This is a genomic window from Faecalicatena contorta, assembly GCF_021531995.1.
In the GTDB taxonomy this organism is placed as follows: Bacteria; Bacillota; Clostridia; order Lachnospirales; family Lachnospiraceae; genus Dorea_A; species Dorea_A contorta_A.
In genome coordinates, this window is the sequence record NZ_JAFBIZ010000003.1 from 12,159 (window position 1) to 34,564 (window position 22,406).

Below are 22,406 nucleotides of genomic sequence, written 5' to 3' on the forward strand. Positions count from 1 at the left end.
ACTCAATATTATCTCTGTTCTTTTTGACTATTCAGCTTCAATTGCTTCGTAATCATCCGGTACTGTGATTCCGAGTTCATCACAGATTTCTTTATTGTACATCTTTGTTACTTCAGGTGCAAATTCAATTTCCATTGTAGAAATATCAGCACCATTTGCCAATACTTCATAAGCCATTTCCCCGGCTCTGTATCCGATATCATAGTAGCTGATGGATAATGTAGCAATACCACATCCGGTACAGATTCCCTGCTCACCTGCGATTACAGGAATTCCTGCAGGCACACATACGTTCTTAACGATCTCTGTATTTGCTGCCATTGTATTGTCTGTCGGAATGTAGATCGCATCTACTTCTGATACAGCGCTTGTAACAACGGACTGAATCTCATTGGAATCAGCTGCTGTATATTCTTTGTATGCAATGCCGTCCTTATCAAGAGCTTCCTCAAACTTCTCTGCCTGATATTTAGAGTTTGGCTCTGCTGAACAGTACAGGATACCCACTGTCTTGGCATCCGGAAGAAGTTCTTTTAACATTGCTTCCTGCTCATCAATCGGAGCCAGATCACTTGTTCCAGATACGTTAATTCCGGTTGCTCCTGTCCAGTCTTCAATCTGAAGAGCAGTTGCATAATCGGTGATGGAAGTTCCGATAATCGGAATATCTGCTGTTGCAGTCGCTGCTGTTGTAAGTGGATCCGTTGCATTTGCAAGAATCAGATCAACATTATCAGATACAAACTGATTAATAATGGTCGCACACATATTGTGCTCGCCCTGTGCATTCTGCTCATCAAATGTTACATTACCTTCGCCGCACAGTTCTGTGAGCGCATCTTCAAAGCCCTGTGTTGCCGCATCCAGTGCATCATGCTGAACCAGCTGGCAGATACCGATGTTATATGCCTCGCCGGATGATTCTTCTTCAGATGAACCTCCTTCGCTGCTGTCTGAGTTACCTCCGCATGCTGTCATGGAAAGCACCATTGCAGCTACCATTAAAATTGATACTAATTTCTTTTTCATTGTCTTTCCTCCTCAACGATCTTACTCTTTCTCAGTTTAAAGCGTCAAGTTTTTACACTTCAACTCGCGAAAGTGTTTTTCGATATTCCCTATTATATTCTTGTGCCTCGTATTCGTCAAGAGTAATTTATTTTTCTTTTCCTCTTTCAAACTCATCTTTCTTATCTTATAATATTTCCAGAAAAACTTACGAAAAGGAGATTTGAATTACCTATGAACCCAACTGCAACCATATATATGGCAAATAAATCTTGCATCGTGATTGAACTCTTTCCGGAAATTGCACCAAACACAGTCGCCAGCTTTATCTACGCCGCCAGCCATGGTATCTTTGACGGTCACCCGATCGAACGAATCGTTCCAGGTCACTGGGTTGACATGAGCTACACCGGATTTCGCAAAAAAGAAGGACAATATCTGATTCCGTTTGAATATGAACTTCATCCTGAAATTACGCCTCTGGACTCTGAAGTCGGATGTGTATGTATGGGTGGATACGATGATCTCGGAGAAGCCGGCTGTGAATTCTTCTTTCCACTGCGTCCGTGCCCGGAACACAAAGGCCATTATCCGGTATTTGGGAAAGTGATATCCGGAATCGAGGAGATCCTTCGTCTGGAACACGTCGATATCCGACCTGTAGACGACTTCCCGATTCCCGGCCTCGTGGTAAATACCCCCGTAGAACCGGAGATCATAGATTATGTGGAACTCGACCTGAAGGGACAGACTTATCCGGAACCAATCCGTATACATGAGGGTGTTCTGACTCCTTCCTGGGCTCAGTTCTGGGAAAGATAGCAGGAACTATACCCCCTCCATTCGTCAAAGTTTTCTATAATTCTTGACGAACAGTTTTATTGCCTATATAATAATTGTGTATTAGGCAGTGCCTTGATCCACGTTTGTTAGGGAAAATCTCTCTGACAGACGTGTTTTTTATTTCACAAAACCCTCAGGAGGTCTTTTCATGAAACAAAAACAAGATTTTTTTCAAACGTTATCCTCTTTGTTCTTTGTAATTGCCGGTAATTTTCTGTATGCTCTGACGGTAAAATTATTCCTGCTTCCATCCGGTCTTGTGACAGGAGGGACCACCGGAATCGCGCTCACGATCCAGCATTTCTTCGGGGTTTCCGTCACACAGTTTGTGCTTGCTTTTAATGTCATTATGCTAATTGCAGGCTATCTGATCCTTGGTCGGCAATTTGCTGCCACAACTCTGGCCAGCACTTTTCTCTATCCATTCGCACTGGAGATCTTTGACCGTGTATTTGGAAACTACATCATAACGGACGATCTGCTGTTGTGCACCATTTTTTCCGGACTTGGAATCGGAATTGCTCTCGGAATTGTCATTCGTTCAGGTGCATCTACCGGAGGTATGGATATTCCTCCGCTGATTCTGCATAAGACTTTTCGCATTCCCGTCTCCGGCAGTATGTATGCCTTTGATGTTCTCATACTGTTAGGGCAGGCTCTGTTTCGCCCGGCAGAAAATATACTGTACGGTATCGTATTAGTTATGATATACACGATTGTACTGGATAAGCTGCTGCTGATTGGCACAACAAGAACCGAACTTAAGATTGTCAGTCAGAAATCTGACGAAATTCGAAACGCAATTCTGGAACAGATCGACCGAGGAGTTACTTTACTGGATGGCGAAAGCGGTTACTTTCGTGATAAAACTCAGGTAATACTCAGCGTAATATCCAAACGTGAACTTCCAAAAGTCGAAAAACTTGTCCGCTCTATTGATCCGGAAAGCTTTATGGTAGTCAGCCGTGTCAATGAAGTCAGTGGGCGCGGATTCTCCATGAAAAAGAAATACAGATAAAAGTCGGGAGGTCAGCTGACCTCCCGTCTCTCTAATTCCAGTTCATTCGTCCATAGATTTTTGTAGTCTTAAGTATCTCTTCCCGAAGTTCCTCCGACAGATTTTCCTCGGTCAGTCTCCAGCGCCAGTTTGTTCCTATCGTAGACGGCTGATTGATTCTGCTTTTATTATTCATTCCCAGGTAATCCTGTATCGGAATGATGCAGGTTCTGGCATTACTCCTCATAGCCAGAGCAACAAATGATCTGTGCAGCCATTTCTTCGGTGTATAATGGTCACAGAGATAATCTCTTGCGGATGCCAGTTCTTCCTTCGTAATACTGTCCAGCCATCCATTAATCGTCTCATTGTCATGCGTTCCCGTATAAGCTACGCAATTTTCCGGATAATTATGCGGAAGATAGTCATTCGCCGAACTTGAATCACGGGAATCAAAAGCAAATTCCAGCACCTTCATTCCCGGGAAACCACTTTCTCTTACGAGCTGCCGTACAGAATCTGTCATATATCCAAGATCTTCCGCGATGACTTCATGCCATCCGAGGCTTTGCTCCACCTGGCGGAACAACTCAATTCCGGGCCCCTTCTCCCAATGTCCACCTGCAGCAGTCTTCGCTCCAAACGGAATCGAAAAATACTCATCAAATCCACGGAAATGATCAATTCTTACCACATCATAAAGCTTAAAACAATACCACAGTCTAGTAACCCACCACTGATATCCCGTATTTTTATGATAATCCCAGCGATACAACGGATTTCCCCAGAGCTGTCCGTCTGCGGAGAATCCATCCGGCGGACAGCCCGCTACTGCTGTCGGCATGTTATTCTCATCCAGTTGAAACAGTTCCGGATGAGACCATATATCTGCACTGTCCATTGCGACATAAATCGGAATGTCTCCGATAATCCGGATTCCCTTACTGTTCGCATAACTCTTTAACTGGTACCACTGTTCAAAAAACTTAAACTGAAGATACTGATGAAATTCAATATCAAAATACAGCTGTTCCCGATAGTAATCGAGAGAATATCCATATCTCAGACGGATATCCTCCGGCCACTCTGTCCATGCTTTTCCGCCAAACCAGTCTTTCAGAGCCATAAATAACGCATAATCAGATAACCACCACTGATTCTCTTTTACAAACTTCTGATACTCGGAATTCTCACTGATATTACTTCTTTCATACGATTTTCGTAAAAGTGGAAAACGATGATCATACATTTTTTTATAGTTAATATCATCTGCTTTCTCTCCGAAGTCTGCCTCATCACATTCTTCTTTTGTTAAAACCCCTTCTTCAACCAGCGTTTCCAGACAGATAAAATACGGATTGCCCGCATATGTAGAAAAAGACTGATAAGGAGAATCCCCGTAACTGGTAGGTCCCAGGGGGAGAATCTGCCAATAAGTCTGTCCGGCCTCTTTGATCCAATCCACAAAACGATACGCACTTTCTGAAAAACAGCCAATTCCATACTTTGATGGCAGGCTGGATATCGGTAATAATATACCTGCTGCTCTGTTCATAACATACTCCTTATCACGCCGGACATCATCCGTCGGCTCTTTGCTTATTTTTTGTATTATACTATTACCATAAACTAATTTTCTCCATTTTTCTTGTAATATCTTATTCAATTATAATACAATAATACGATTTTATAATCCCTCTTCCCTTTTTCTTTTATAAACTGCAAGAACACGCGTCCCTACTACCAATGCCAATCCTATGAACGCAGTTGCGTACAGTACTTCGACACTTTCTCCTTGTTTTATCATATCCGCAATATCATTAATATAAAAAACGTAAAACACCATAATAAGAAATGCTATACCTGCATTCAATGCTTCAATCCAGATATTCGAGGAACGATATCTTCTAGCCGGAAGCTTTGCATCCAGATAAATCGTACAACCCATTAAAAGAACCACGGCAAGCCAGCAAAAAACATTCTCCACCGTCATATTCGGGATCCCTCCCTGAGCAAGGAAAAAAGGAACATAAAATGCCAGAAGTGCACTGATTTCCAACAAGTGAAGAACGACCTGAAATCCGTACAATTGATTTTCTCCGATCGTCCGAATTAACATCTGCTCCGTTTCTTTTTTGTAATCTTCTTCTTCTATTTTTCCTCCCGCGAGGAGTTCACTCACCTGCAGATCAAATAATTTGCAGATATCTTCTATCAGACATATATCCGGCAAAGAACGCCCCGTTTCCCATTTTGAAACAGCACGATCCGTTACCCCTAATTTTTCACCAAGCTGCTTCTGCGTCCAGTTTTTAGACTTTCTGCATTCGGCAATAAACAGTCCGACTTTTTTCACATCAATCATCGCCGTGACCTCCCTCCTCTGTTATATGTTAATTATGGCATATCTTTCTAAAAAATGCACCATACTGTCAGTAGAGTCGGAGTTTTCCCGTCATCGGATGCGAAAGTATTTTCTACAACTTTATTCTTCCAGACCTTTGATGACATTCCAGGCTTCTTCGTCGAATTTTCTGTCCCGGTAATAATATTCTTTATCTTCTTCTTTAATACTCCGAATCACCCTGCATGGATTACCTGCTGCCACCACCCAGTCCGGAATATCTCTGGTCACTACACTTCCGGCTCCGATCACCGTATTGCTCCCGATATGTACTCCCGGAAGGATCACAGTGCTTCCTCCGATCCATACATTATCTCCGATCGTAACTTCAATTCCATATTCGTACATGGAATTCCTGGATACCGGATGCACCGGATGCCCAGCCGTATAGATTGCAACATTCGGTGCCAGCTGGCAGTTATCTCCGATCTTTACCCTCGCAACATCTAAGATCGTGCAGTTATAGTTCGCATAGAAATTCTTTCCAACCTCGATATGAAATCCATAATCGCAGTGAAAAGGCGGATTGATAAATGCATTTTCCGATTTCCCCAGCAGTTCCTTTACAATTTCCGCAATTCCTTCAAAATCAGAACAATCTGCCGTATTTAATCTCTGCAGAATTTTTCTGCAGGCTTTCTGCTCTTCCATAATCTGTTCATCTGAGATGTATGCCATCCCCCGGTCTCTTCTTTCGGCCTGATTCATTGCACGCCTTCCTTTCCTCTGAACATTTGTCATATTAGCAACAAGACACATTTTATGATCATTATTTCTTATATCCGGTCGCAAAATCAACGACATTCCTAAGTGATCGGCCATTCAGGTATGCTTCCAGATTCTCAGCCGCAATATCAACAATCCGTTCAAATGTCTCCGGAAGATGATACTGTCCGGAAATATGAGGTGTGATCATCACATTGTCCTGCTTCCACAGCGGATGTTCTGCAGGAAGAGGTTCCGGATCCGTCACATCAATCCCTGCCGCCATGATCTGATGATTCTTAAGAACTTCATATAATAAATCCGTGTCAACGGCGCTTCCTCTTCCTCCATTCAAAAAGATTGCCTGCTTTTTCATCAGCGCAAACCTTTCTTTTGTATAGATATGATGCGTCGCCTTTGTTCCCGGCAAAAATGAGACAATTACATCTGCTCTCGGCAATACTTCATCCAGCTGCTCCATCGTATATAATTCATCCACTCCATCCGGGCATTCACATTTTCTGCGTTTTATGCCAAGTGTATAAGCTCCCAGTGCTTTTGCCATACGAGCAAAATGAAGTCCGATATCCCCCAGGCCGACAACCAGCACCGTTGCATCTGTAATAGATACTACTGTTCCCTCATCTGTCCATTCAGTTCTCGCCTGTGCATCCCGGTAAAGATGAAGCTTTTTCTGTAACATGAACATCATACCAAACATATGCTCCGCAACAGCTTTACTGTATGCTCCGGTTGCATTCGTCAAAATGGTTCTGTCACTTAAGATCCCAGGTATTACATATGGATCCGCTCCTGCAGAATTCAGCTGCAAAAACTCCAGTCGATTCGATGCCCTGATTTTTTCTGCCGGAACATTGCCGATGATGACCTCTGCATCGGCAATCACAGACTCTTCCACCTCCGTTGATGAAGAATAGATAAATCTGCATCCTTTTCCTGCTTTCTCCAGTTTTTCTTTATGTCTTTCCTGTACCGGTATTACAACCAAAACCTTTTTTTCCATTTCCCTTCTCCTCCTCATCATTCACTGTATCGCTCAAGCATCCTGCCAAGTTCCGTCTTCATTCTCTCCGCCACATGTTCCGGCCCGATGATCTTCACTCCATCTCCCAGCGCGAATACCCAGCTCAGGAACTGACTGCTCACCTGCACATCCACATTTACTGTAAAATGCTCTTCATCTGCCGGGATCATCATTATATCCTTACCAAACCGGTCAATCATAACTCCCGCAAAACTGTTTTTTACCAGAAGTCTGACACGTTCTTCCCTTCCTCCATACATTCCAAAACTCTTCTTCGCATAAGCCGCCATATCAAGCTTCTGAAAGAGTTCCTTTCCTTCCCGCATTTCCTTCGACATCCGGATATGAAGCATCTTATCCACCCGGTAATGTTTGATCATGCCTGCATCAGAATCATAGCCGATCAGGTAATAGTTCTCATTATCCCAGGACAGCCCCCACGGACTGATATGATAATAAGCTCCTCCATGCCGAAGTTCCATTTCTTTTTTTACATTCCACTGAAAATATTGAAAACGAATCTTTCTGTTTTCCGCAATTGCATTGTGAATCTCATCCACATTGTAATAGATACTCTCATTCATGGTCTTGATGCGACCGGATACGAATACCTGCCGCTGTAGCTTTGCCGCATCGAATCTGCTGACCAGCGCCTCCAGCTTTTTGATCAGTTCATTGGATTTTCTTGCAGTAATGAACTTCGAAGACTGAATGGCATCCACCAGCAGTTTCAGTTCCGGAAGTTCAAACTGACGATCCACCACATGATAATGATAGCGGTTGCCGATCGGCTCTCCTTCCACTTCAATTCCCAGTTTTTCCAGATCTTTCAGATCATTATAGATACTCTTTCGTCCGGCTGTCACCCCATAGTTTTCAAGACTATCTATAATCTCCGGCATCGTAATGTAATGCTCCTCATCTGTCTTTTCCGTCATGATTTTCGCCAGATAATATAATTTAAATTTCTGATTTGCTCCTTTAGCCATATCGCACTCCTGTTTACACATTACTTACACATTTTTTCTTAGTATAACACATGTGGACAGTTTTTGTGATACAATAAAAGGCACCGATAGAAAGGACGAAATCCGTATGAATTCTCAACAAATAGACTTTGGTGGCAGCAATGTCAGGCACAATATCCTTTCTGTAGCTGCCCCAATGCTGGTCGCTCAGATCCTAAACCTGCTTTACAATATTATTGACCGTATCTATATCGGAAAACTTCCGGGTGAAGGCACCGTTGCTCTTGCCGGGCTCGGTCTGTGTTTTCCTGTAATTACCATGGTAACTGCATTTGCCAATCTGTTTGGACAGGGCGGTGCTCCGCTGTGTTCCATCGCGAGAGGAAAACGAGACACAAAAGGAGCCCAGAAAATAATGAATCATGCATACTTTATGCTGATACTTACCGGAATCATAATTACAGTTCTGGGAATTTTGTTCCACAAACCCATTCTCTATCTGTTTGGTGCAAGTGATACTACTTATCCATATGCCGCCGGCTATATGGTGATCTATCTGCTGGGGACAGTTTTTGTCATGACCGCTCTGGGCCTCAACCCATATATCAACTGTCAGGGTTTTGCCAAAATCGGTATGAAGACAGTAACACTCGGTGCGATCAGCAATATCATCCTCGACCCGGTCTTTATCTTTTTACTGCATCTGGGTGTAAAAGGTGCGGCTCTCGCTACGATTATCTCTCAGCTTTTTTCCGCCCTATGGGTGCTCCGGTTTCTGACCGGGGCACAGACAGAACTAAAGTTAACTTTTCATGAATTCCATCCGGACTTTACCTGCATCTGTGAAATCACAAAACTGGGAACTTCTTCTTTCGTCATGTCCTTCACCAATGGACTGGTGCAGGTTGCTTGCAATTCCATGCTTCAGATCTTCGGAGGCGACATCTATATCAGTGTCATGACGGTAATCAATTCGATTCGCGAAATTGCACAGACTCCTGTCATGTCTCTTGCCGAAGGGTCTTCCCCTGTCATCAGCTATAATTACGGTGCCGGGCAGACAGATCTGATGAAAAAAGCAATCCGCTTCATGACTATTACCTGTTTTGGATATACTCTGTCTATCTGGGGAATGATATCCGCTTTTCCCGAATTGTTTATCAGAATCTTTAATCATGATGCGTTACTCATTGAAAAAGCGGTTCCGTCACTGCATATATATTTCTTCGGATTCTTTATGATGGCTTTTCAATTTACCGGACAATGTGTATTCAAAGCACTCAATAAGGCCAAGCAGGCTGTATTCTTTTCCATATTGCGAAAGGCGATCATCGTAGCACCGCTTACTTTCATACTCCCTCATATTGCAGATCTCGGTGTCGTCGGAGTATTTCTCGCAGAACCTGTCTCCAACTTTATCGGAGGACTGGCCTGCTACATTACCATGAAAAAAACTGTGCTGGCAAAATTATAATGCCAGCACAAATTTTTCTAATATTCTTAGCAGTCTGTTTTTCCCTTCTCATGACGAAGTGCATAGTCTGCCCGTATCTCATCCGCCCAGTTGTCATCTGCTTCAAATGCCATTGCAGCGGTCTTTGCCGCGCAGGAGCGCATCCTGGATACCGCTTCACTGAGCACCTTATAATTTAACTGAGTTCCCTCTCTGTCACACTCATACTTGACTGCTCGATTCGCCTGTATTCCAAACCTGCCTGCAACAGCAATTGCATCAATATTGGCTCCAAGAAACAGGAATTCCCAGCCATACTTTGCTTTCTGACGCTCTAACATATGCTTTACTTTCTCATAGGTATATCTTCGGCTTGCATTTTCCATACCATCTGTTGTAATAATAAATAATGTTTTTTCCGGGCAATCTTCTTCTCTCGCATATTTGTGAACATTTCCAATATGATGAATTGCTCCTCCGACTGCATCCAGAAGTGCTGTACATCCCCGCACATAATATTGTCTGTCATTCATTGGTTCTATTTTGTCAAGCGGCACTCTGTCATATAATACTTCTGTCGTATCATCAAATAATACAGCCGAAATAACAGCCTCTCCTTCTTCCTTTTTCTGCTTATCAATCAGAGAATTGAATCCTCCGATCGTGTCACTTTCCAGACCCCTCATGGATCCGCTCCTGTCTAATACAAATACTAATTCTGTTAATCCTTTTTTCATGTGTATGACTCCCTTCTGAAATACTGTTTTCCTATCTGATGTCAGAATCATAACATACACAGAAAAAAATAAGGTCGCCACACAGGCGACCTCAAAAATATCATCATGCGTTAAACTATGAAATCAGACAGGGAAGTCCATGTTCCTCCAGCTGTATATCCAGTTCAATCATGTCATAGATCTGATTTTCAATAAAATAGGAGAAGATCACATCCGTCTTATCACAGGGCGATAATGCATATCCTGCCCTGGCAAGAAGATCTCTTGTTTCATCCATATTAAGCTTTGCCCCGATACACAGACACATCGCTGTCATTTTCTGCGGGTGTGCATTCGGATTATTCTTAATCTTGGAAAATGTCTTCTTATCCACGATGGCACGTTTATAGACTTCTGCATTCGTCATTCCTTTGGATTTAATCAGGTACAGAAGATACTGCGAAAATGTATCCGTCAGATGCTTCATCCGTTCTTCCAGTGCGCTTTCATGTGCTTCACCGAAGGTATATTCATCAACGGATTCCCGGATCAGTCCCCCGCTTTCAGGCTCTGAAGCCCTTGCCGCCCTTTGTCTTGCCGCAGGATACATATTTCCCGGGAAGGAAGGATATACATATTCCTCTTCCCGCTTTTTCTGCACATAATTCCGGTCAATGTAGGATTCCAGATCCGGACAGATCTGCTTTCCAAGTCCGGTTGCCTTTCCATCAAATACAACCAGATAGATCATCATTTCCTGATGAAGCAGAAATGAATGAATCTCATCGACAGCAATCCGCATTCCCTCTTCTTTCGGATAGCCGAATCCACCGGTTGAAATCAGCGGAAATGCAATTGAACGAATCTGATTCTCTGCCGCAATCCGCAAGCTGTTCCGGTAACAGGATCTGAGTTTGCGTTCTTCTCCCAGAAATCCACCCCGATAAAGGGGACTGACCGCATGGATAATATACTTTGCCGGAAGCCGGAAGCCCGGAGTCAGAAATGCTTCCCCTTCTTTTACATAACCAATCTTTTTCCTGCATTCCAGAAGCTGTTCATATCCCGCAGCTTTATATACCGCATAATCACAGCCTGTTCCTACGGTCGGATGATCATTGGCCGTGTTCACAATTGCGTCCACTTCCATATTTACAATATCATTTCGAACGATTTTAAATGGCACTTTTTCACCTCATTTGCATATGCATTTTTCTCAGGAACAGGTACCTTTTCCGGATCCCGGTCGTGGAGGATTGCTTCTGCCTGAAGACGCCCGCTTTCTATAGCGTAGGAGATTCCTTCCCCACTTTCGAAACACGAAATATATGCACAGTCTCCGATCCGTGGAATCTTCGTTCCATCCGTCGGCATATGCCGGGTCGCACCGATCACCGCTCCTTTCGGCTTCCTCTCATAGCTGCAGTCTGAAAAATAAGTCTTTTTCATCTGCTCTTCAAACTCCGCAAATAACCGCTTCACCTCTTCCCGGCGGTCTGCACTCCACACTCCGTAGTTCCACAGACGTTCTCCCACCGGAAAGAGCCAGGCATAGCCTTCTCCATACTGCCAGTCATATTTGAAATAAAAGGTATCCGAAGGAAGGCGACAATCCCCATATACTCTGGCCGACATTCCCACCGGCACATCATCCGGTTTTGCAACACCAAGCTTCTGCCCTCCGATTGCCCCACAGGCAAGGACAACCCGGTCTGCCGTAAGACTTCCATCCACCAGATAACCGGATCCGTTCTTTCTTACAGATAAGACCGTCCTGTCCGTCATTACCTCACATCCGGCCTCCCTTGCAAGCCGCAGAAGATACCCATCGAATACATCTCTGGATAATCCATAGGCATAATCTTCATATCCTTCATTTCGGCAATAGCGCCTCTCCTCTATCTCTCCAAAGTTGGAAGTAACATTACGATATATTTTTTTCCCGCCAAGGGATATCAGGTCCTTTTCCTGAATATTGATGTTCTTCAGTACCTGCATACAGTGGCTTGACAGTCCGTCTCCGCAGACTTTCCCGGTCAACTCTCTTCGCCGTTCCAGAATCAGGCATTTTTTTCCTGCCCGCGCAAGCGTAAGTCCACATGCAAGTCCTGCAGGCCCGGCACCTATAATAATTATATCATAATTCATATCTCTGTCCCATTCAAGTGCATACACATCACGTTGCAATTCTTACCAAAACAGGCTGCCGCCTATATATTGATCACATGTGCCTTGATGCTTCCATAATATTTCCCGAGCAGATGCCAGGTCAGCTCCGTCAGATTCAGCCTTGCATTCGGCTTCTTCGTGAACAGACCACGGAAATTCTGTATCCACATTTTGTATATGTTCAGATCATAGTTAAACCAGGATCCGTACCGTTTCTGCAATTTACTGCTTGACACCCCGTTTCGGAAGCTTTTTTTCCGGATTCCGTTAAGCGTATTGACACTGTGTGCCCGGATAACAACCGACGGAATATACATCAGCTTCGCTTGCTGTTCCAGTGCACGCCAGCACAGATCCACATCTTCCGCATTATTGGCAAACCACAGGTCAAACCCTTTGATCTGCTTCAGAAGCTTTCTGGTATAGGCACAGTTTGCCGTGACAAATGCATCATTCAGTTTTTTTTCTTTTACCTGATAAGCCTCATCCCCAAAACTCATGATCAGTCTCCAGGCAAGTGTTCCCCAGTATTCCTCATATTTATTCTCAAAAGGAGCCGTTGTCACTTTTCCTCCCAGACCGTCCAGCTCGTATTTTACAAATGCTTTTTCTATCTCTTCCAGCCAGTTTTTCTCAACGATGCAGTCTCCGTCTGTAAATGCAATGATATCTCCTTTTGCACGTCTGATTCCGACATTTCTTCCCGCAGCTGCCGTCTTTTTCGGATTTTCCAGTATCGTCACCTCCGGAAATCTGGAGGCCAGCATACGGGTGCGATCTGAAGATCCCCCGTCTGCAAGCAGGATCTCATCTGGCTTGCGCGTATTGTGAACCAACGCATCTATACATGCTGTGATATGTTTTTCTTCATTATAAACCGGAATTACTACTGATATTTTCATCTCTGCTCTCTTTCCTTCAGTCTGTGCATCTGTTCCAGACATACGTCATAATTCTGTGCATACAGAAGATCCGGGGATTCTTCTGATTCCACATAGACATACTTCTTTCCCAGCATATATCCATCCACAGACATATCCAGACTGAACTTTTCATTTACCATGTGCTGCTTTTCGTCAAGACAGGCCCGTCTGCAGTCTGTTCCATACAGATTGTTCTCATAAGTATAATAACAGAGCCGGTTTACCGTTGCGTACGTAATTCTTCCATACATCAGCATCGCATCGATTCCCTGCTCCCGCAGAAGCCGGCAATGTCTTGGCTGATCCGTCGCAATCACTACCGGCGCCAGTGATTCAAGGAACTGATAATGCAACAGATTCACTGCACGATTTCTGGCTATCCCCATATAACTCCATACAAGCAAAAGCCCGGTATCCAGCTTGCCAAGCCTGCGCAGAAGTCCGATATCCTGAAGAAATACTCCATCGAGCAGACCCCGATGATTCCAGTAACAGATATGCTGAACCACCTGATCGAACACCGTATCCGTCAGATAACACGGGGTCTGGTAATAGATCTTTTTCCCGCTTTCTTTCAACTGTCTCATCCGGTCTTCCAGCTCTGCACTTCCTCCGGGGAACATCCGGTAATTACAGTACATATCTCCCAGAACGACACCATCAATCTCTATATTGGCACCAATTTTGGCCACCGTATTCTCATCATATGTTTCCAGCGCAATAATCATTGATTCCACCCCCTGTTTCCACGGGTAAAGAAATGCAGATAAGCATCCACGCTCTCTTCCTTCTGATATTTTTCAAGATTTTCTTTCAGAGCATGTACCATCGGCACTCTGAGTTTTCCCGGTACCGTCCGCCCTTCAATCTTATAAGAATAGATTCCGATCGCCAAAAACAGTCCCGCCACTTCCGCAGTACGTGTCGGAGGCTCCGAGATCGGCTTTGCCTCACCGGTCACTTTCCCATCTTCCTGCAGTACGAAAGGTTTTCTACAGAAAAGGATGTGCTCTCCATTCTGAACCCCGTGCGGAATCCTGCACTGCCTGATATCATTAAAGCAGGTACCGCCTTCCGCAACCAGTTCATATTCCAGATCCGGTTCCGCACTGATGATCCCGGCCATTTCTTCAAAGTACAGATTGGCATAAAAGATGATGCGGGTCACGCCTAACTCTTTCAAAAGTCTGACTGTCTCTATGTTGTAGACCCCCATCAGTGTACTCGCATGCATGTGGGCATGTTTGAGTCGTCCCGAAAAATACTGAACCAGACCGAATTCCGAGAATATCACTGCATCCACACCCATCCGGTCTAATTCAAAGATCTGCCCAATCAGACGCTCCATCTGATCCTGCCCCACATTTGCATTGATTGCAACATATAACAGAACGCCTTTTTCATGACAGAATGTCACTGCCTCCTGAATCTGTTCCAGGTTAAAGTCCGCGCTGTCCGGACGGGAACTGTATCCCTCAAGCCCGATATAAATGGCATCTGCGCCCTCCCGGATCATCAGTTTCAGATCCTCTAAGTTTCCTGCCGGAGCAAGTATTTCGTATCGTTTCATTCTTTCTCCTCCCTCACAGATCTACTGCGCATGGAAAATATTATAAGAACATCCCTCCGCTGTTTTGTACCGGTTTATCTGCTTCTACAAGATACTTTGGCTTCAGTCCCCGCAGATTCATGTGCTCCAACAGCATCGGTCGGGCAGAAACAGTATCGCAGGACAACAGTTCTTTCAGCTGGCACAATAACTCTTCTGTCGGCGAAACGCCCGCTTCATCATATATCAGACATACTCTTCCATCTTCATGAAGCTGTACCTGGCAATGTACAAGGCCTGCCGGCAGTGTAATCTCTTCCACCTGTTTCGGAGAGATCCATGTCCCGTCCGGCAATTGTACACAGTCATCCATTCTTCCAAAATATTCAAACCGTGGAAGCCTGCTGCCACACGGACATGGTTCCTGCATGATCCGAATCAGATCTCCGGACCAGTAACGAAGCAATGGGAACCCCTTGTCCCAGAGAGTTGTATACACACCGATGCCGACCTTTCCCGGCTCTACCGGTTCTCCCGTCTCCGGAGACACCACTTCGATATAAAGATCCTGATCAAAATAGTGGAAACCGTTCTGTTCCATGCATTCATTGCCAATCGGACCAAACACCTCACTCATTCCAAAGGAATTGTAGACTTTAGCATCCCATGTCTCTTCCAGCAGCTTCCGTCTGGCTTCTGAGAGAAAATCTCCGCCCAGAATCAGACGTTCCACAGAAGACTTCGCGGCAATCTCCCTCCACTCGGGACTTGCCGCCAGAAAAGAAGCTACCTGTGGAAGCGTTGCAATGTCTGTCACCGGAAGACTCTGGATCACATCTATGATATTCTCCGGAGACGGCTGCGGGCAAAGTGTCATCCCCATCTTCATCGCATGAAACTGCCATATCATACAATGTCCCATCACCGGACTTCCGATCGGCCCAAATACAGCACCCAGACCTCCCGCTTTCATTCCCAGCGCGGAATAAAAGGTCCGGACATATTCTGCCTGTTTCCTATGATCCAGTTGGCTGTGGACATAGAATGTTTTTTTCCCGGTTGTTCCGTTGCTGGAATACAGTCCATAGATCTCCTCAGGTGCCGTTCTGGTTCTGCTGTATGCAGATGAATTCCGCAGGTCTTCTTTTACCGTAAATGGAATTTTAAGAAATTGTTCTTCCGTACGTACTTCTGTCAGATTTACCCCACTCTTTTTACAGTGTTCTGTATAAAACGGCAGATCAAAATATCCCTTATGTATTGCCTCAATTGCTCTTTTCATCATTTGATCAGACTCCTAACATTACAAGTATATAAGTTATCAACAGAAACAGGCTGTATATCACAGCAGTAACCACATTCTGATAACAGGTTCCGTCCATCTGTGGTTTAAAATAAATGATCTGTTTCCCCATACTGGAAAACTTCCTTTTCCGGATACACTCCCACAAAAAACCCGCTTCATTCCACAGAAGCAGTGCCTGTACAACAAACTGTTTTCCAAAAGTGGTTCCTTTGTATTTCATAAGATGATTGACACACAGACTTGTCATTCCCATTTCCCACAGTGGAATGACCACAACTCCGGCAAAAAACCACGGATTTACCATACATCCCAATATCAGATACAGCAGGATTCCGTACAAAATCATCAATATCCTCCTCGGCATACAACAGCATCCCATCTGCGGATACCGTTCCAGAAGATACAGATCTCCGGCTCCATAATGGAAGACTCTGCGGAACATGGATTTTACCGGGCTCCAGGTGGATTTACTGTGATACACAAGCGCCTCCGGGACACTGTACAGTGTATACCCTGCCTTTGAGAGCCGAAGTCCCATATCCACATCTTCGCCTCCCGGGTTCTTTGGAAATGACTCATCAAACCCTCCGACAGACAGGAATGCATCCTTCTTTACCGAAAAATTAGCCGTCGGGGACCAGGTCAGCGTCTTCCCCCACTTCGGCGTGGAAAAGAATATGGTATAAGGTGTTTTTTCTACCACCTTCCAGAACCAGGTATCCTCTCCGACAAATTCCAACGGGCCGGCTGCGCCTCCGGCCTCGGGATATTCCCTGTATATTTCTGCATAATGCTTCAGTATCTCCGGAGTTGCCAGACAGTCTGAATCCAGAAACAGTATGACCTCATACTGACACTTCTTCGCTCCATAATTTCTTTTTGCAGACACTGTGATGTCCTGATAAAAATACTTTGTATGATATTTTTCACTGAGTGCACGCACATTCTCTATGCTGTCTCCAAGACTGCTGTCCACCAGGATGATCTCTGTCGGAAAATCCACCTGCTCCTGTGCCTTTTGTACTGACTGCAGAAGCTCATCCAATAATTTTTCGCGTCCGCGCGAAATGATCACTATACTAATACCGTCCATATCTGCTCCTTTATATCAACCGTCGGATACATACGCCCAGCAGCATGACTGCGAATGTGATCAGGTAGATGGAAAACATTGCAATCTCACGCCGCTGCATATACTTGGTCTGCTCCAGTGAGAATGACATCTCCTTATGCAGACACCGGATATCATGATTTTTTAAACCTGCAATCTGATAATAAAGTCTGTAAAAGGTACGGATCATCTTGCCCATAGCATAATACAGCGGATGTCCGCCCTCCTTGTGAACACAATCATAGACATACACGGTTATCACATGCAGCGCAAGCCAGATCAATACACAAAGCAGCGGTTCAAGGCTTCGAAATCCCGCAGACAGGATCCCACCTGCCAGAAACGAAGCGGTAAACAACACTCCGCTCTTTGGTATACAGTCTACAAAGATCTCCGGATGTCTCTGACTCAGGAAGTAATCCATACTTCCCCAGCGATGGGTACGGTCATAGATTGCCTTCGGGTGATTCCAGGTCTCAGTTGAATGCAGCGTAACCGCCTGCGGACAGGACTTGATCAGATATCCGGATTTGGTGATCCGATAGGTCATATCAAGGTCATCCCCGCCCAGCGGAAATGGAAAATTCACTTCAAACATTCCGACTTCAAGCAGCACCCGTCTGTAAAACGATACATTATTCCCAATCGTCCAGGAATTATAGGGGAACCGCTCAGCAAAAGAAAACGAATCCAGATAAGTGGTCTGTTCTACGACCTTCCACCACCATGTCTTTCTTCCGACAAATCGGGTAAGGCCGAAGACGCCTCCGAGATTTTTCTCTGTGGCATTCAGGAATCCTTCTGCGTGGTATCTCAGCAGTCCCTCTTCGGCCGCAACATCAGAATCCAGAAACAGTACTACTTCATACTGTGCCTTTTCGATTCCCAGATTCCTCTTTTTCCGGACACTGTTTTCTCCCGGAATGAATATCGCCTGATAAGTTTCACAAAGTTCTTCTATCCGTGTGGCATCTTCTGCCTTGCCACTGTTTACAATCAGAACTTCGGTCTCTCCATATGGGTAAGACTGTCTCTCCGGAACCAGGCTCTGGAGCAGCCGTTCCACCAGATTCGTTCTGCCGTTTGTCGGAATCACAATTGAAAGGTTTAATCTCTGTTCCATGTTACATCTCCTGGTCTAATAAAAACATCGTCACTTCTCCGGTACACAGATACCAGCAGCCGCTGCAATCACAGTTCATCATCTGTTCCCTCGCCTCCTGGTATTCCTCACTGTTCCAGATCTCCTTCAGAGAACGTTCCTGCAGATTACCGATCGGTTTGAAGCATCCGTCCCAGCAGCAGTGTACATTCATGTACGCATCGACAAAGACGTTCGTATATCCGATCAGACAACGATAATCAGAAGGGACCCTCTGATCCTTCAGGAAAAAGTCCGGAAGGTGTGCGATAAATCCTTCCGAATTGGCGATCAGCATTCCTTCTCGTTTCATTTTTAATAAAGTTCCCGTCAGAGTAAATATCTCTTCCGGATCCGTAATACGCAGTTCATTTGGAACCGACGGATTGAAATGATGATATGGGCTGATCTGCACATAGATTCCACGACTCGTCATATACTCGATGAATCCAGGCAGTTCTTTTGCGTTGTTCTTCGTAAGTACGGTCGTTACATGAATATGCGCGTCTCCATACTTTTCCTTCAGCGCCACTGCAGCATCGATTCCCGCCATGGCATCCTGAAAATCCGCACCCCGCTGCTTGTTATATGTCTCCGGATCCAGAGAATCAAAAGACATGATAATATAACGAAGTCCTGCCGCACCCAGCTCATCCCAGCGTTTCGGAAGCAACAGCCCGTTTGTCATCAGAACCGGCGTAATATGCTCCGCGATCAGAGCACGGATGATCTCATCGATATCCTGGCGCACCAGCGGCTCTCCTCCATTGATAGATGCTGCTGTCACGTGCATATCTCCTGCCTCCCGGATCGTCTTTTTTATCAGATCCAGGCTGATGTCACTCTTTTCTTCCTCCTGATTCGAATACGCATGAGAGCAGTACGCACAATTGGAATTACATCTGTTGGTAATCTTCATCATCAGATACTTCGGGCCTTCCGGCACTCTGTGTTCCAGAATACACTGCCGGACTTCCCTTCGCATGCTGCCTTTATCACTGTCACCAAACAGGATCTTCTCCACCTCATATACTGCACTAAACAGATTATCTTTCATATTTCCTCTCCTCACTCTTTCCTTTTCGTTGATCCGTCAGTATCTTCACCGGAAATTCCAGATGTCTGACTGCCGGCCGCAGCAGAATCAGTATCCAGGCTGCAAGCAGTACCGTCCACCACGGATTCTGCTGCATCAGCAGGATAATAAATATAAGCGGCAGGTAATGATTATAAAAATCCTCCAGCGGAACCTGATCAAAAGAATACAATCCGCCGTGTCCATATACCATCCTGCATCCTCTCCAGCGAATCAGGGAGAGGAGGGCATAACCTGCCAGAAACACGATCGTCCATCGATGAAGTCTGCAGACCGGCATCAGCAGGACTGCAATGATCAGCAGTTCTACCACAAATGACCACCGGATCAATACAGCCACCTGTGACTGATGCGCCAGTGCAAATGTCTCCACACCTGCCCTGCGGTCGTTTTCTGCATCGATATATTGATGTACCAGTATGTACCGGATTCCCACACAGAAACTTAACAGCATCCACAGCACATATCCTTTATCGACCGGCATATCCAGAAGTATCGGAATCAGCAGAAGCGGAAAACACCTCTGCGCTGTCGATGATACCAGAAGCCCGAGTACTCCCCGCTCTTTAAAACGTAACGGCGGCGCGGAATAAGATCCGCCAAAAAAATAGATCACAGCCAGAATCAGTATCGTCTTCCATCCATGTGAAACGAGCAGAACCGGCAGACACCCGAGAACCACGGAACCCACAACCAGCAGAACCGGCACATGTTTCGGCAGGCGATGCATGATCTTCTTTTTTCCTGCTTTCTGATCCACTTCCATATCCGCATAATCATTGATCAGATATCCAAATGCCAGAAAAACACTATCAAATACAATCATCAGAAGCACCATCTTAAGCCGGTCTGCCGCATAGATCTCCTGCGAAGCTATCGTGGCATATAACACCGGGAGCATCAGCATCGGTACCTTTGAATCATACCATTCTCCCACACGGAACAGCTGATTCCATTCACTCAGCATCTTCATCGGGAAACCTCCTCACGGATGACTGCGTTTACCTTTGGTGCCGCGATCATAAACCACGGTGTAAATGTATCCGGAGCATCCATCATCTGCTGTTCCATACGAGATAATTCTACCCATGCCGTCTCCGAGATCTCCTGCGGATCCGGTATGACCTCATCTTCCCATCTTCCGACAAATACATGGTCATATTCAAATTCTGCGCAGATATCCGAAAATCTGTGATAATACGTAAAGGAAAAAACTTCCTTTACTTCCGTCCGGATTCCCAGTTCTTCTGCCATTCGTCGCGGCACTGCATCTTCCAGTGTCTCTCCTCTTCTTGGGTGAGAGCAGCAGGCATTCGTCCACAGACCGCCGGAATGGTACTTGCCTTCTGCACGCTTCTGCAAAAGCATATATACCTTTTTGTTCACTACTTTATATAAAAATACAGAAAATGCACGATGCAGACTCGCAGTTCTATGAGCTTCCATTTTCTCCTGATGACCAGTCTCTTCATCTTTCATATTTACCAGTATCAATTCATCACTCATATTACATATCCTTTCTCTTTACATCTGCAAGCGCCAGTGTATGGTTCATTACATAAGAACACTGGTCACAATAAGCCGGAACTTCACCGCGGTAAAACTGTTCCCGCATCTTTATCAGTGCAGGTGCATTGTAAAATTCACTGTTATCCATCTCGAAGAGATTTCCCACCTTTTGCAGCGTATTCATGCAGCATGCATATACATTTCCCTCCAGATCCAGGTTCGTACGCCCAAGCAGAGAATCGCACATACCTGTACACTCATATTTTCCCGGAATCAACGATGCATCATCGCTTCTGAGAAGCACTGCATTGTGAATCATCATCTTCTGATCTTCTGCGCAGAACAGCGGCTCCATCTGAAACGGAAGCGCATCTGCTCTCTTTCTTTCCTGTTCCATGACTTCCGCGTCTTCTTCCCGTAGCCATTCCACCGGATAATATACACGGATTCCAAGCTTTCTTCCGAGCTCGATTCCCTCCCTGAGATAATGGCTGGTCAGATGCGGATAATAAGTCAGGCAATCCTTTTCATTATTCAGAACCGGATGACTTCCCAGGCGATTCAGGCTGATCTGGGAAAATCCATGCTCCCATGCAAACCGAACCATCTGCGGAATCTGTATAACATTCTGACGCATGATCACGACTTCCATCATCAGTTCGATCTCCGGTGCATATTTCTGAAGCCGGCTCAGGTTCTCCAGGAATGTTTCAAAGGAAAGTCCCGGTCGGATTCCTTCATAGAGCTCCTTCGTCACCGCATCACAGGAGATCCGCAGATGCTTCGTTACAGGAATCAGATGCTCCAGGATATTCTGCGGAAGATAGGAAAGGTTCGTATTCGTCGTTACTTCAATCTCATACTTTCGGTATAACTCCAACAGTGCATCCAGATTCTTCGTCATCAATGGTTCTCCATATCCATGAAGAACCATAAGCTCACAAGACGGCAGCAGAGAGGTGATCCGCTCCATCATATGCTCCGATATATGCTGCGCTCCCCGGTTCCCATAGATCGCATGTCCGCACATGATACATCTGGCATTGCAGTAGGAAGTATGTTCCAGCTGAATGTGGCTTGGCAGCGCATCCATCACCGGTCTTCGAAGAAGATAGGATCTCAGCATACGGAAACGGTTGGCTTCTTTGTGCCATCTCCAGTTGGTATTGTGACGAAGCTTCTCTTCCAATACATGGTCCGCATCCGGATCACTCACCGAAAGGATTCCATCACATACCGGAAAACAGACTTGTTGCCATCCTTTTTGGTAAAGGAAACGCAAAACACTCATATCCGTTGTATCCAGAACCAGAATCTCCGTCTGCGGATCCGACAGCTTTTTCAGTCTATCTACTTCTGACAGAATCTGATGCTCCCGGCTCAGCACATCACGAATCTGCATATTCGTTTCCCCGAATTTTAAAAATCGGGAAACCTGTTTTTCTTCTCCATATATCAGCATC

The 22,406-nt window shown here is 45.2% G+C and carries 22 protein-coding genes; 3 read left to right on the plus strand and 19 right to left on the minus strand.

The window, feature by feature from the left end:
• Positions 1 to 27: 27 nt before the first annotated feature.
• Positions 28 to 1,029, minus strand: a complete 1,002-nt coding sequence (locus JQM82_RS00730; protein WP_235247936.1) for an ABC transporter substrate-binding protein — start codon at positions 1,027 to 1,029, stop codon at positions 28 to 30.
• A gap of 213 nt (positions 1,030 to 1,242) precedes the next feature.
• Between JQM82_RS00730 and JQM82_RS00735 the strand changes: the two genes are divergently transcribed.
• Positions 1,243 to 1,830 (plus strand): peptidylprolyl isomerase, encoded by a 588-nt coding sequence (locus tag JQM82_RS00735; RefSeq protein WP_235247937.1) that lies wholly within the window; start codon positions 1,243 to 1,245, stop codon positions 1,828 to 1,830.
• A gap of 169 nt (positions 1,831 to 1,999) precedes the next feature.
• Positions 2,000 to 2,869 (plus strand): YitT family protein, encoded by an 870-nt coding sequence (locus JQM82_RS00740; RefSeq protein ID WP_235247938.1) that lies wholly within the window; start codon positions 2,000 to 2,002, stop codon positions 2,867 to 2,869.
• Between the two features lie 31 nt (positions 2,870 to 2,900).
• Here the strand turns inward: JQM82_RS00740 and malQ are convergent, their stop codons facing one another.
• The 5 genes from malQ to JQM82_RS00765 all read right to left on the minus strand — a co-directional run bounded on the left by malQ (position 2,901) and on the right by JQM82_RS00765 (position 7,991).
• Positions 2,901 to 4,403, minus strand: a complete 1,503-nt coding sequence (gene malQ / locus JQM82_RS00745; RefSeq protein ID WP_235247939.1) for a 4-alpha-glucanotransferase — start codon at positions 4,401 to 4,403, stop codon at positions 2,901 to 2,903.
• A 132-nt stretch (positions 4,404 to 4,535) separates the two neighbouring features.
• The gene (locus tag JQM82_RS00750; protein ID WP_235247940.1) at positions 4,536 to 5,213 is read right to left on the minus strand and encodes a helix-turn-helix domain-containing protein; all 678 of its coding nucleotides are present in this window, start codon (positions 5,211 to 5,213) and stop codon (positions 4,536 to 4,538) included.
• Positions 5,214 to 5,333: 120 nt separating this feature from the next.
• Positions 5,334 to 5,960, minus strand: coding sequence for a sugar O-acetyltransferase (locus JQM82_RS00755; protein ID WP_235247941.1), 627 nt, complete (start codon positions 5,958 to 5,960; stop codon positions 5,334 to 5,336).
• A 61-nt stretch (positions 5,961 to 6,021) separates the two neighbouring features.
• Positions 6,022 to 6,981, minus strand: a complete 960-nt coding sequence (locus JQM82_RS00760) for a D-2-hydroxyacid dehydrogenase (protein ID WP_235247942.1) — start codon at positions 6,979 to 6,981, stop codon at positions 6,022 to 6,024.
• 17 nt (positions 6,982 to 6,998) lie between these two features.
• Entirely contained in the window at positions 6,999 to 7,991 is a 993-nt protein-coding gene (locus tag JQM82_RS00765) for a helix-turn-helix transcriptional regulator (RefSeq protein WP_235247944.1), read from the minus strand.
• A gap of 106 nt (positions 7,992 to 8,097) precedes the next feature.
• Between JQM82_RS00765 and JQM82_RS00770 the strand changes: the two genes are divergently transcribed.
• Positions 8,098 to 9,444, plus strand: coding sequence for an MATE family efflux transporter (locus tag JQM82_RS00770; protein ID WP_235247947.1), 1,347 nt, complete (start codon positions 8,098 to 8,100; stop codon positions 9,442 to 9,444).
• Positions 9,445 to 9,470: 26 nt separating this feature from the next.
• Here the strand turns inward: JQM82_RS00770 and JQM82_RS00775 are convergent, their stop codons facing one another.
• The 13 genes from JQM82_RS00775 to JQM82_RS00835 all read right to left on the minus strand — a co-directional run bounded on the left by JQM82_RS00775 (position 9,471) and on the right by JQM82_RS00835 (position 22,405).
• A complete protein-coding gene (locus JQM82_RS00775) occupies positions 9,471 to 10,160 on the minus strand; it encodes a vWA domain-containing protein (RefSeq protein WP_235247949.1) in 690 nt (229 codons plus the stop codon).
• A gap of 115 nt (positions 10,161 to 10,275) precedes the next feature.
• Positions 10,276 to 11,325, minus strand: coding sequence for a macro domain-containing protein (locus JQM82_RS00780; RefSeq protein WP_235247950.1), 1,050 nt, complete (start codon positions 11,323 to 11,325; stop codon positions 10,276 to 10,278).
• Positions 11,292 to 12,314: an NAD(P)/FAD-dependent oxidoreductase gene (locus tag JQM82_RS00785; protein WP_328284189.1), complete on the minus strand. Its 1,023-nt coding sequence runs from the start codon at positions 12,312 to 12,314 to the stop codon at positions 11,292 to 11,294. Before JQM82_RS00785 ends, JQM82_RS00780 begins: the two co-directional genes overlap by 34 nt.
• Positions 12,315 to 12,349: 35 nt before the next feature.
• Positions 12,350 to 13,210 (minus strand): glycosyltransferase, encoded by an 861-nt coding sequence (locus JQM82_RS00790; RefSeq protein WP_235247952.1) that lies wholly within the window; start codon positions 13,208 to 13,210, stop codon positions 12,350 to 12,352.
• Positions 13,207 to 13,959, minus strand: a complete 753-nt coding sequence (locus JQM82_RS00795; protein WP_235247953.1) for a hypothetical protein — start codon at positions 13,957 to 13,959, stop codon at positions 13,207 to 13,209. The genes JQM82_RS00790 and JQM82_RS00795 overlap by 4 nt, the downstream gene beginning before the upstream one ends.
• Positions 13,956 to 14,801 (minus strand): peptidase U32 family protein, encoded by an 846-nt coding sequence (locus JQM82_RS00800; protein WP_235247954.1) that lies wholly within the window; start codon positions 14,799 to 14,801, stop codon positions 13,956 to 13,958. Before JQM82_RS00800 ends, JQM82_RS00795 begins: the two co-directional genes overlap by 4 nt.
• A 40-nt stretch (positions 14,802 to 14,841) precedes the next feature.
• Positions 14,842 to 16,065 (minus strand): phenylacetate--CoA ligase family protein, encoded by a 1,224-nt coding sequence (locus tag JQM82_RS00805; protein WP_235247955.1) that lies wholly within the window; start codon positions 16,063 to 16,065, stop codon positions 14,842 to 14,844.
• A 4-nt stretch (positions 16,066 to 16,069) separates the two neighbouring features.
• Positions 16,070 to 17,179 carry a glycosyltransferase family 2 protein gene (locus tag JQM82_RS00810; protein ID WP_235247956.1) on the minus strand — a complete coding sequence of 370 codons (1,110 nt, stop codon included), beginning with the start codon at positions 17,177 to 17,179 and terminating at the stop codon, positions 16,070 to 16,072.
• A 10-nt stretch (positions 17,180 to 17,189) separates the two neighbouring features.
• A complete protein-coding gene (locus JQM82_RS00815; protein WP_235247957.1) occupies positions 17,190 to 18,320 on the minus strand; it encodes a glycosyltransferase in 1,131 nt (376 codons plus the stop codon).
• A gap of 1 nt (position 18,321) precedes the next feature.
• Positions 18,322 to 19,395 (minus strand): radical SAM protein, encoded by a 1,074-nt coding sequence (locus tag JQM82_RS00820; RefSeq protein WP_235247958.1) that lies wholly within the window; start codon positions 19,393 to 19,395, stop codon positions 18,322 to 18,324.
• Positions 19,385 to 20,407: a UbiA family prenyltransferase gene (locus tag JQM82_RS00825; RefSeq protein WP_235247959.1), complete on the minus strand. Its 1,023-nt coding sequence runs from the start codon at positions 20,405 to 20,407 to the stop codon at positions 19,385 to 19,387. Before JQM82_RS00825 ends, JQM82_RS00820 begins: the two co-directional genes overlap by 11 nt.
• Positions 20,404 to 20,940, minus strand: coding sequence for an isopentenyl-diphosphate Delta-isomerase (gene idi / locus JQM82_RS00830; RefSeq protein WP_235247960.1), 537 nt, complete (start codon positions 20,938 to 20,940; stop codon positions 20,404 to 20,406). The genes JQM82_RS00825 and idi overlap by 4 nt, the downstream gene beginning before the upstream one ends.
• Position 20,941: 1 nt before the next feature.
• A complete protein-coding gene (locus JQM82_RS00835) occupies positions 20,942 to 22,405 on the minus strand; it encodes a radical SAM protein (RefSeq protein ID WP_235247961.1) in 1,464 nt (487 codons plus the stop codon).
• Position 22,406 lies beyond the last annotated feature (1 nt).

Bases quoted from the DNA above. Each gene is read 5' to 3' on its own strand.
- JQM82_RS00795 (WP_235247953.1), bottom strand. From the start codon at position 13,959: ATGATTATTGCGCTGGAAACATATGATGAGAATACGGTGGCCAAAATT.
- JQM82_RS00760 (WP_235247942.1), bottom strand. From the start codon at position 6,981: ATGGAAAAAAAGGTTTTGGTTGTAATACCGGTACAGGAAAGACATAAA.
- JQM82_RS00735 (WP_235247937.1), top strand. From the start codon at position 1,243: ATGAACCCAACTGCAACCATATATATGGCAAATAAATCTTGCATCGTG.
- JQM82_RS00770 (WP_235247947.1), top strand. From the start codon at position 8,098: ATGAATTCTCAACAAATAGACTTTGGTGGCAGCAATGTCAGGCACAAT.
- JQM82_RS00825 (WP_235247959.1), bottom strand. From the start codon at position 20,407: ATGAAGATGCTGAGTGAATGGAATCAGCTGTTCCGTGTGGGAGAATGG.
- JQM82_RS00775 (WP_235247949.1), bottom strand. From the start codon at position 10,160: ATGAAAAAAGGATTAACAGAATTAGTATTTGTATTAGACAGGAGCGGA.
- JQM82_RS00765 (WP_235247944.1), bottom strand. From the start codon at position 7,991: ATGGCTAAAGGAGCAAATCAGAAATTTAAATTATATTATCTGGCGAAA.
- idi (WP_235247960.1), bottom strand. From the start codon at position 20,940: ATGAGTGATGAATTGATACTGGTAAATATGAAAGATGAAGAGACTGGT.
- JQM82_RS00755 (WP_235247941.1), bottom strand. From the start codon at position 5,960: ATGAATCAGGCCGAAAGAAGAGACCGGGGGATGGCATACATCTCAGAT.
- JQM82_RS00810 (WP_235247956.1), bottom strand. From the start codon at position 17,179: ATGGACGGTATTAGTATAGTGATCATTTCGCGCGGACGCGAAAAATTA.
- malQ (WP_235247939.1), bottom strand. From the start codon at position 4,403: ATGAACAGAGCAGCAGGTATATTATTACCGATATCCAGCCTGCCATCA.
- JQM82_RS00820 (WP_235247958.1), bottom strand. From the start codon at position 19,395: ATGAAAGATAATCTGTTTAGTGCAGTATATGAGGTGGAGAAGATCCTG.
- JQM82_RS00815 (WP_235247957.1), bottom strand. From the start codon at position 18,320: ATGGAACAGAGATTAAACCTTTCAATTGTGATTCCGACAAACGGCAGA.
- JQM82_RS00805 (WP_235247955.1), bottom strand. From the start codon at position 16,065: ATGATGAAAAGAGCAATTGAGGCAATACATAAGGGATATTTTGATCTG.
- JQM82_RS00790 (WP_235247952.1), bottom strand. From the start codon at position 13,210: ATGAAAATATCAGTAGTAATTCCGGTTTATAATGAAGAAAAACATATC.
- JQM82_RS00835 (WP_235247961.1), bottom strand. From the start codon at position 22,405: ATGCTGATATATGGAGAAGAAAAACAGGTTTCCCGATTTTTAAAATTC.
- JQM82_RS00730 (WP_235247936.1), bottom strand. From the start codon at position 1,029: ATGAAAAAGAAATTAGTATCAATTTTAATGGTAGCTGCAATGGTGCTT.
- JQM82_RS00740 (WP_235247938.1), top strand. From the start codon at position 2,000: ATGAAACAAAAACAAGATTTTTTTCAAACGTTATCCTCTTTGTTCTTT.
- JQM82_RS00800 (WP_235247954.1), bottom strand. From the start codon at position 14,801: ATGAAACGATACGAAATACTTGCTCCGGCAGGAAACTTAGAGGATCTG.
- JQM82_RS00750 (WP_235247940.1), bottom strand. From the start codon at position 5,213: ATGATTGATGTGAAAAAAGTCGGACTGTTTATTGCCGAATGCAGAAAG.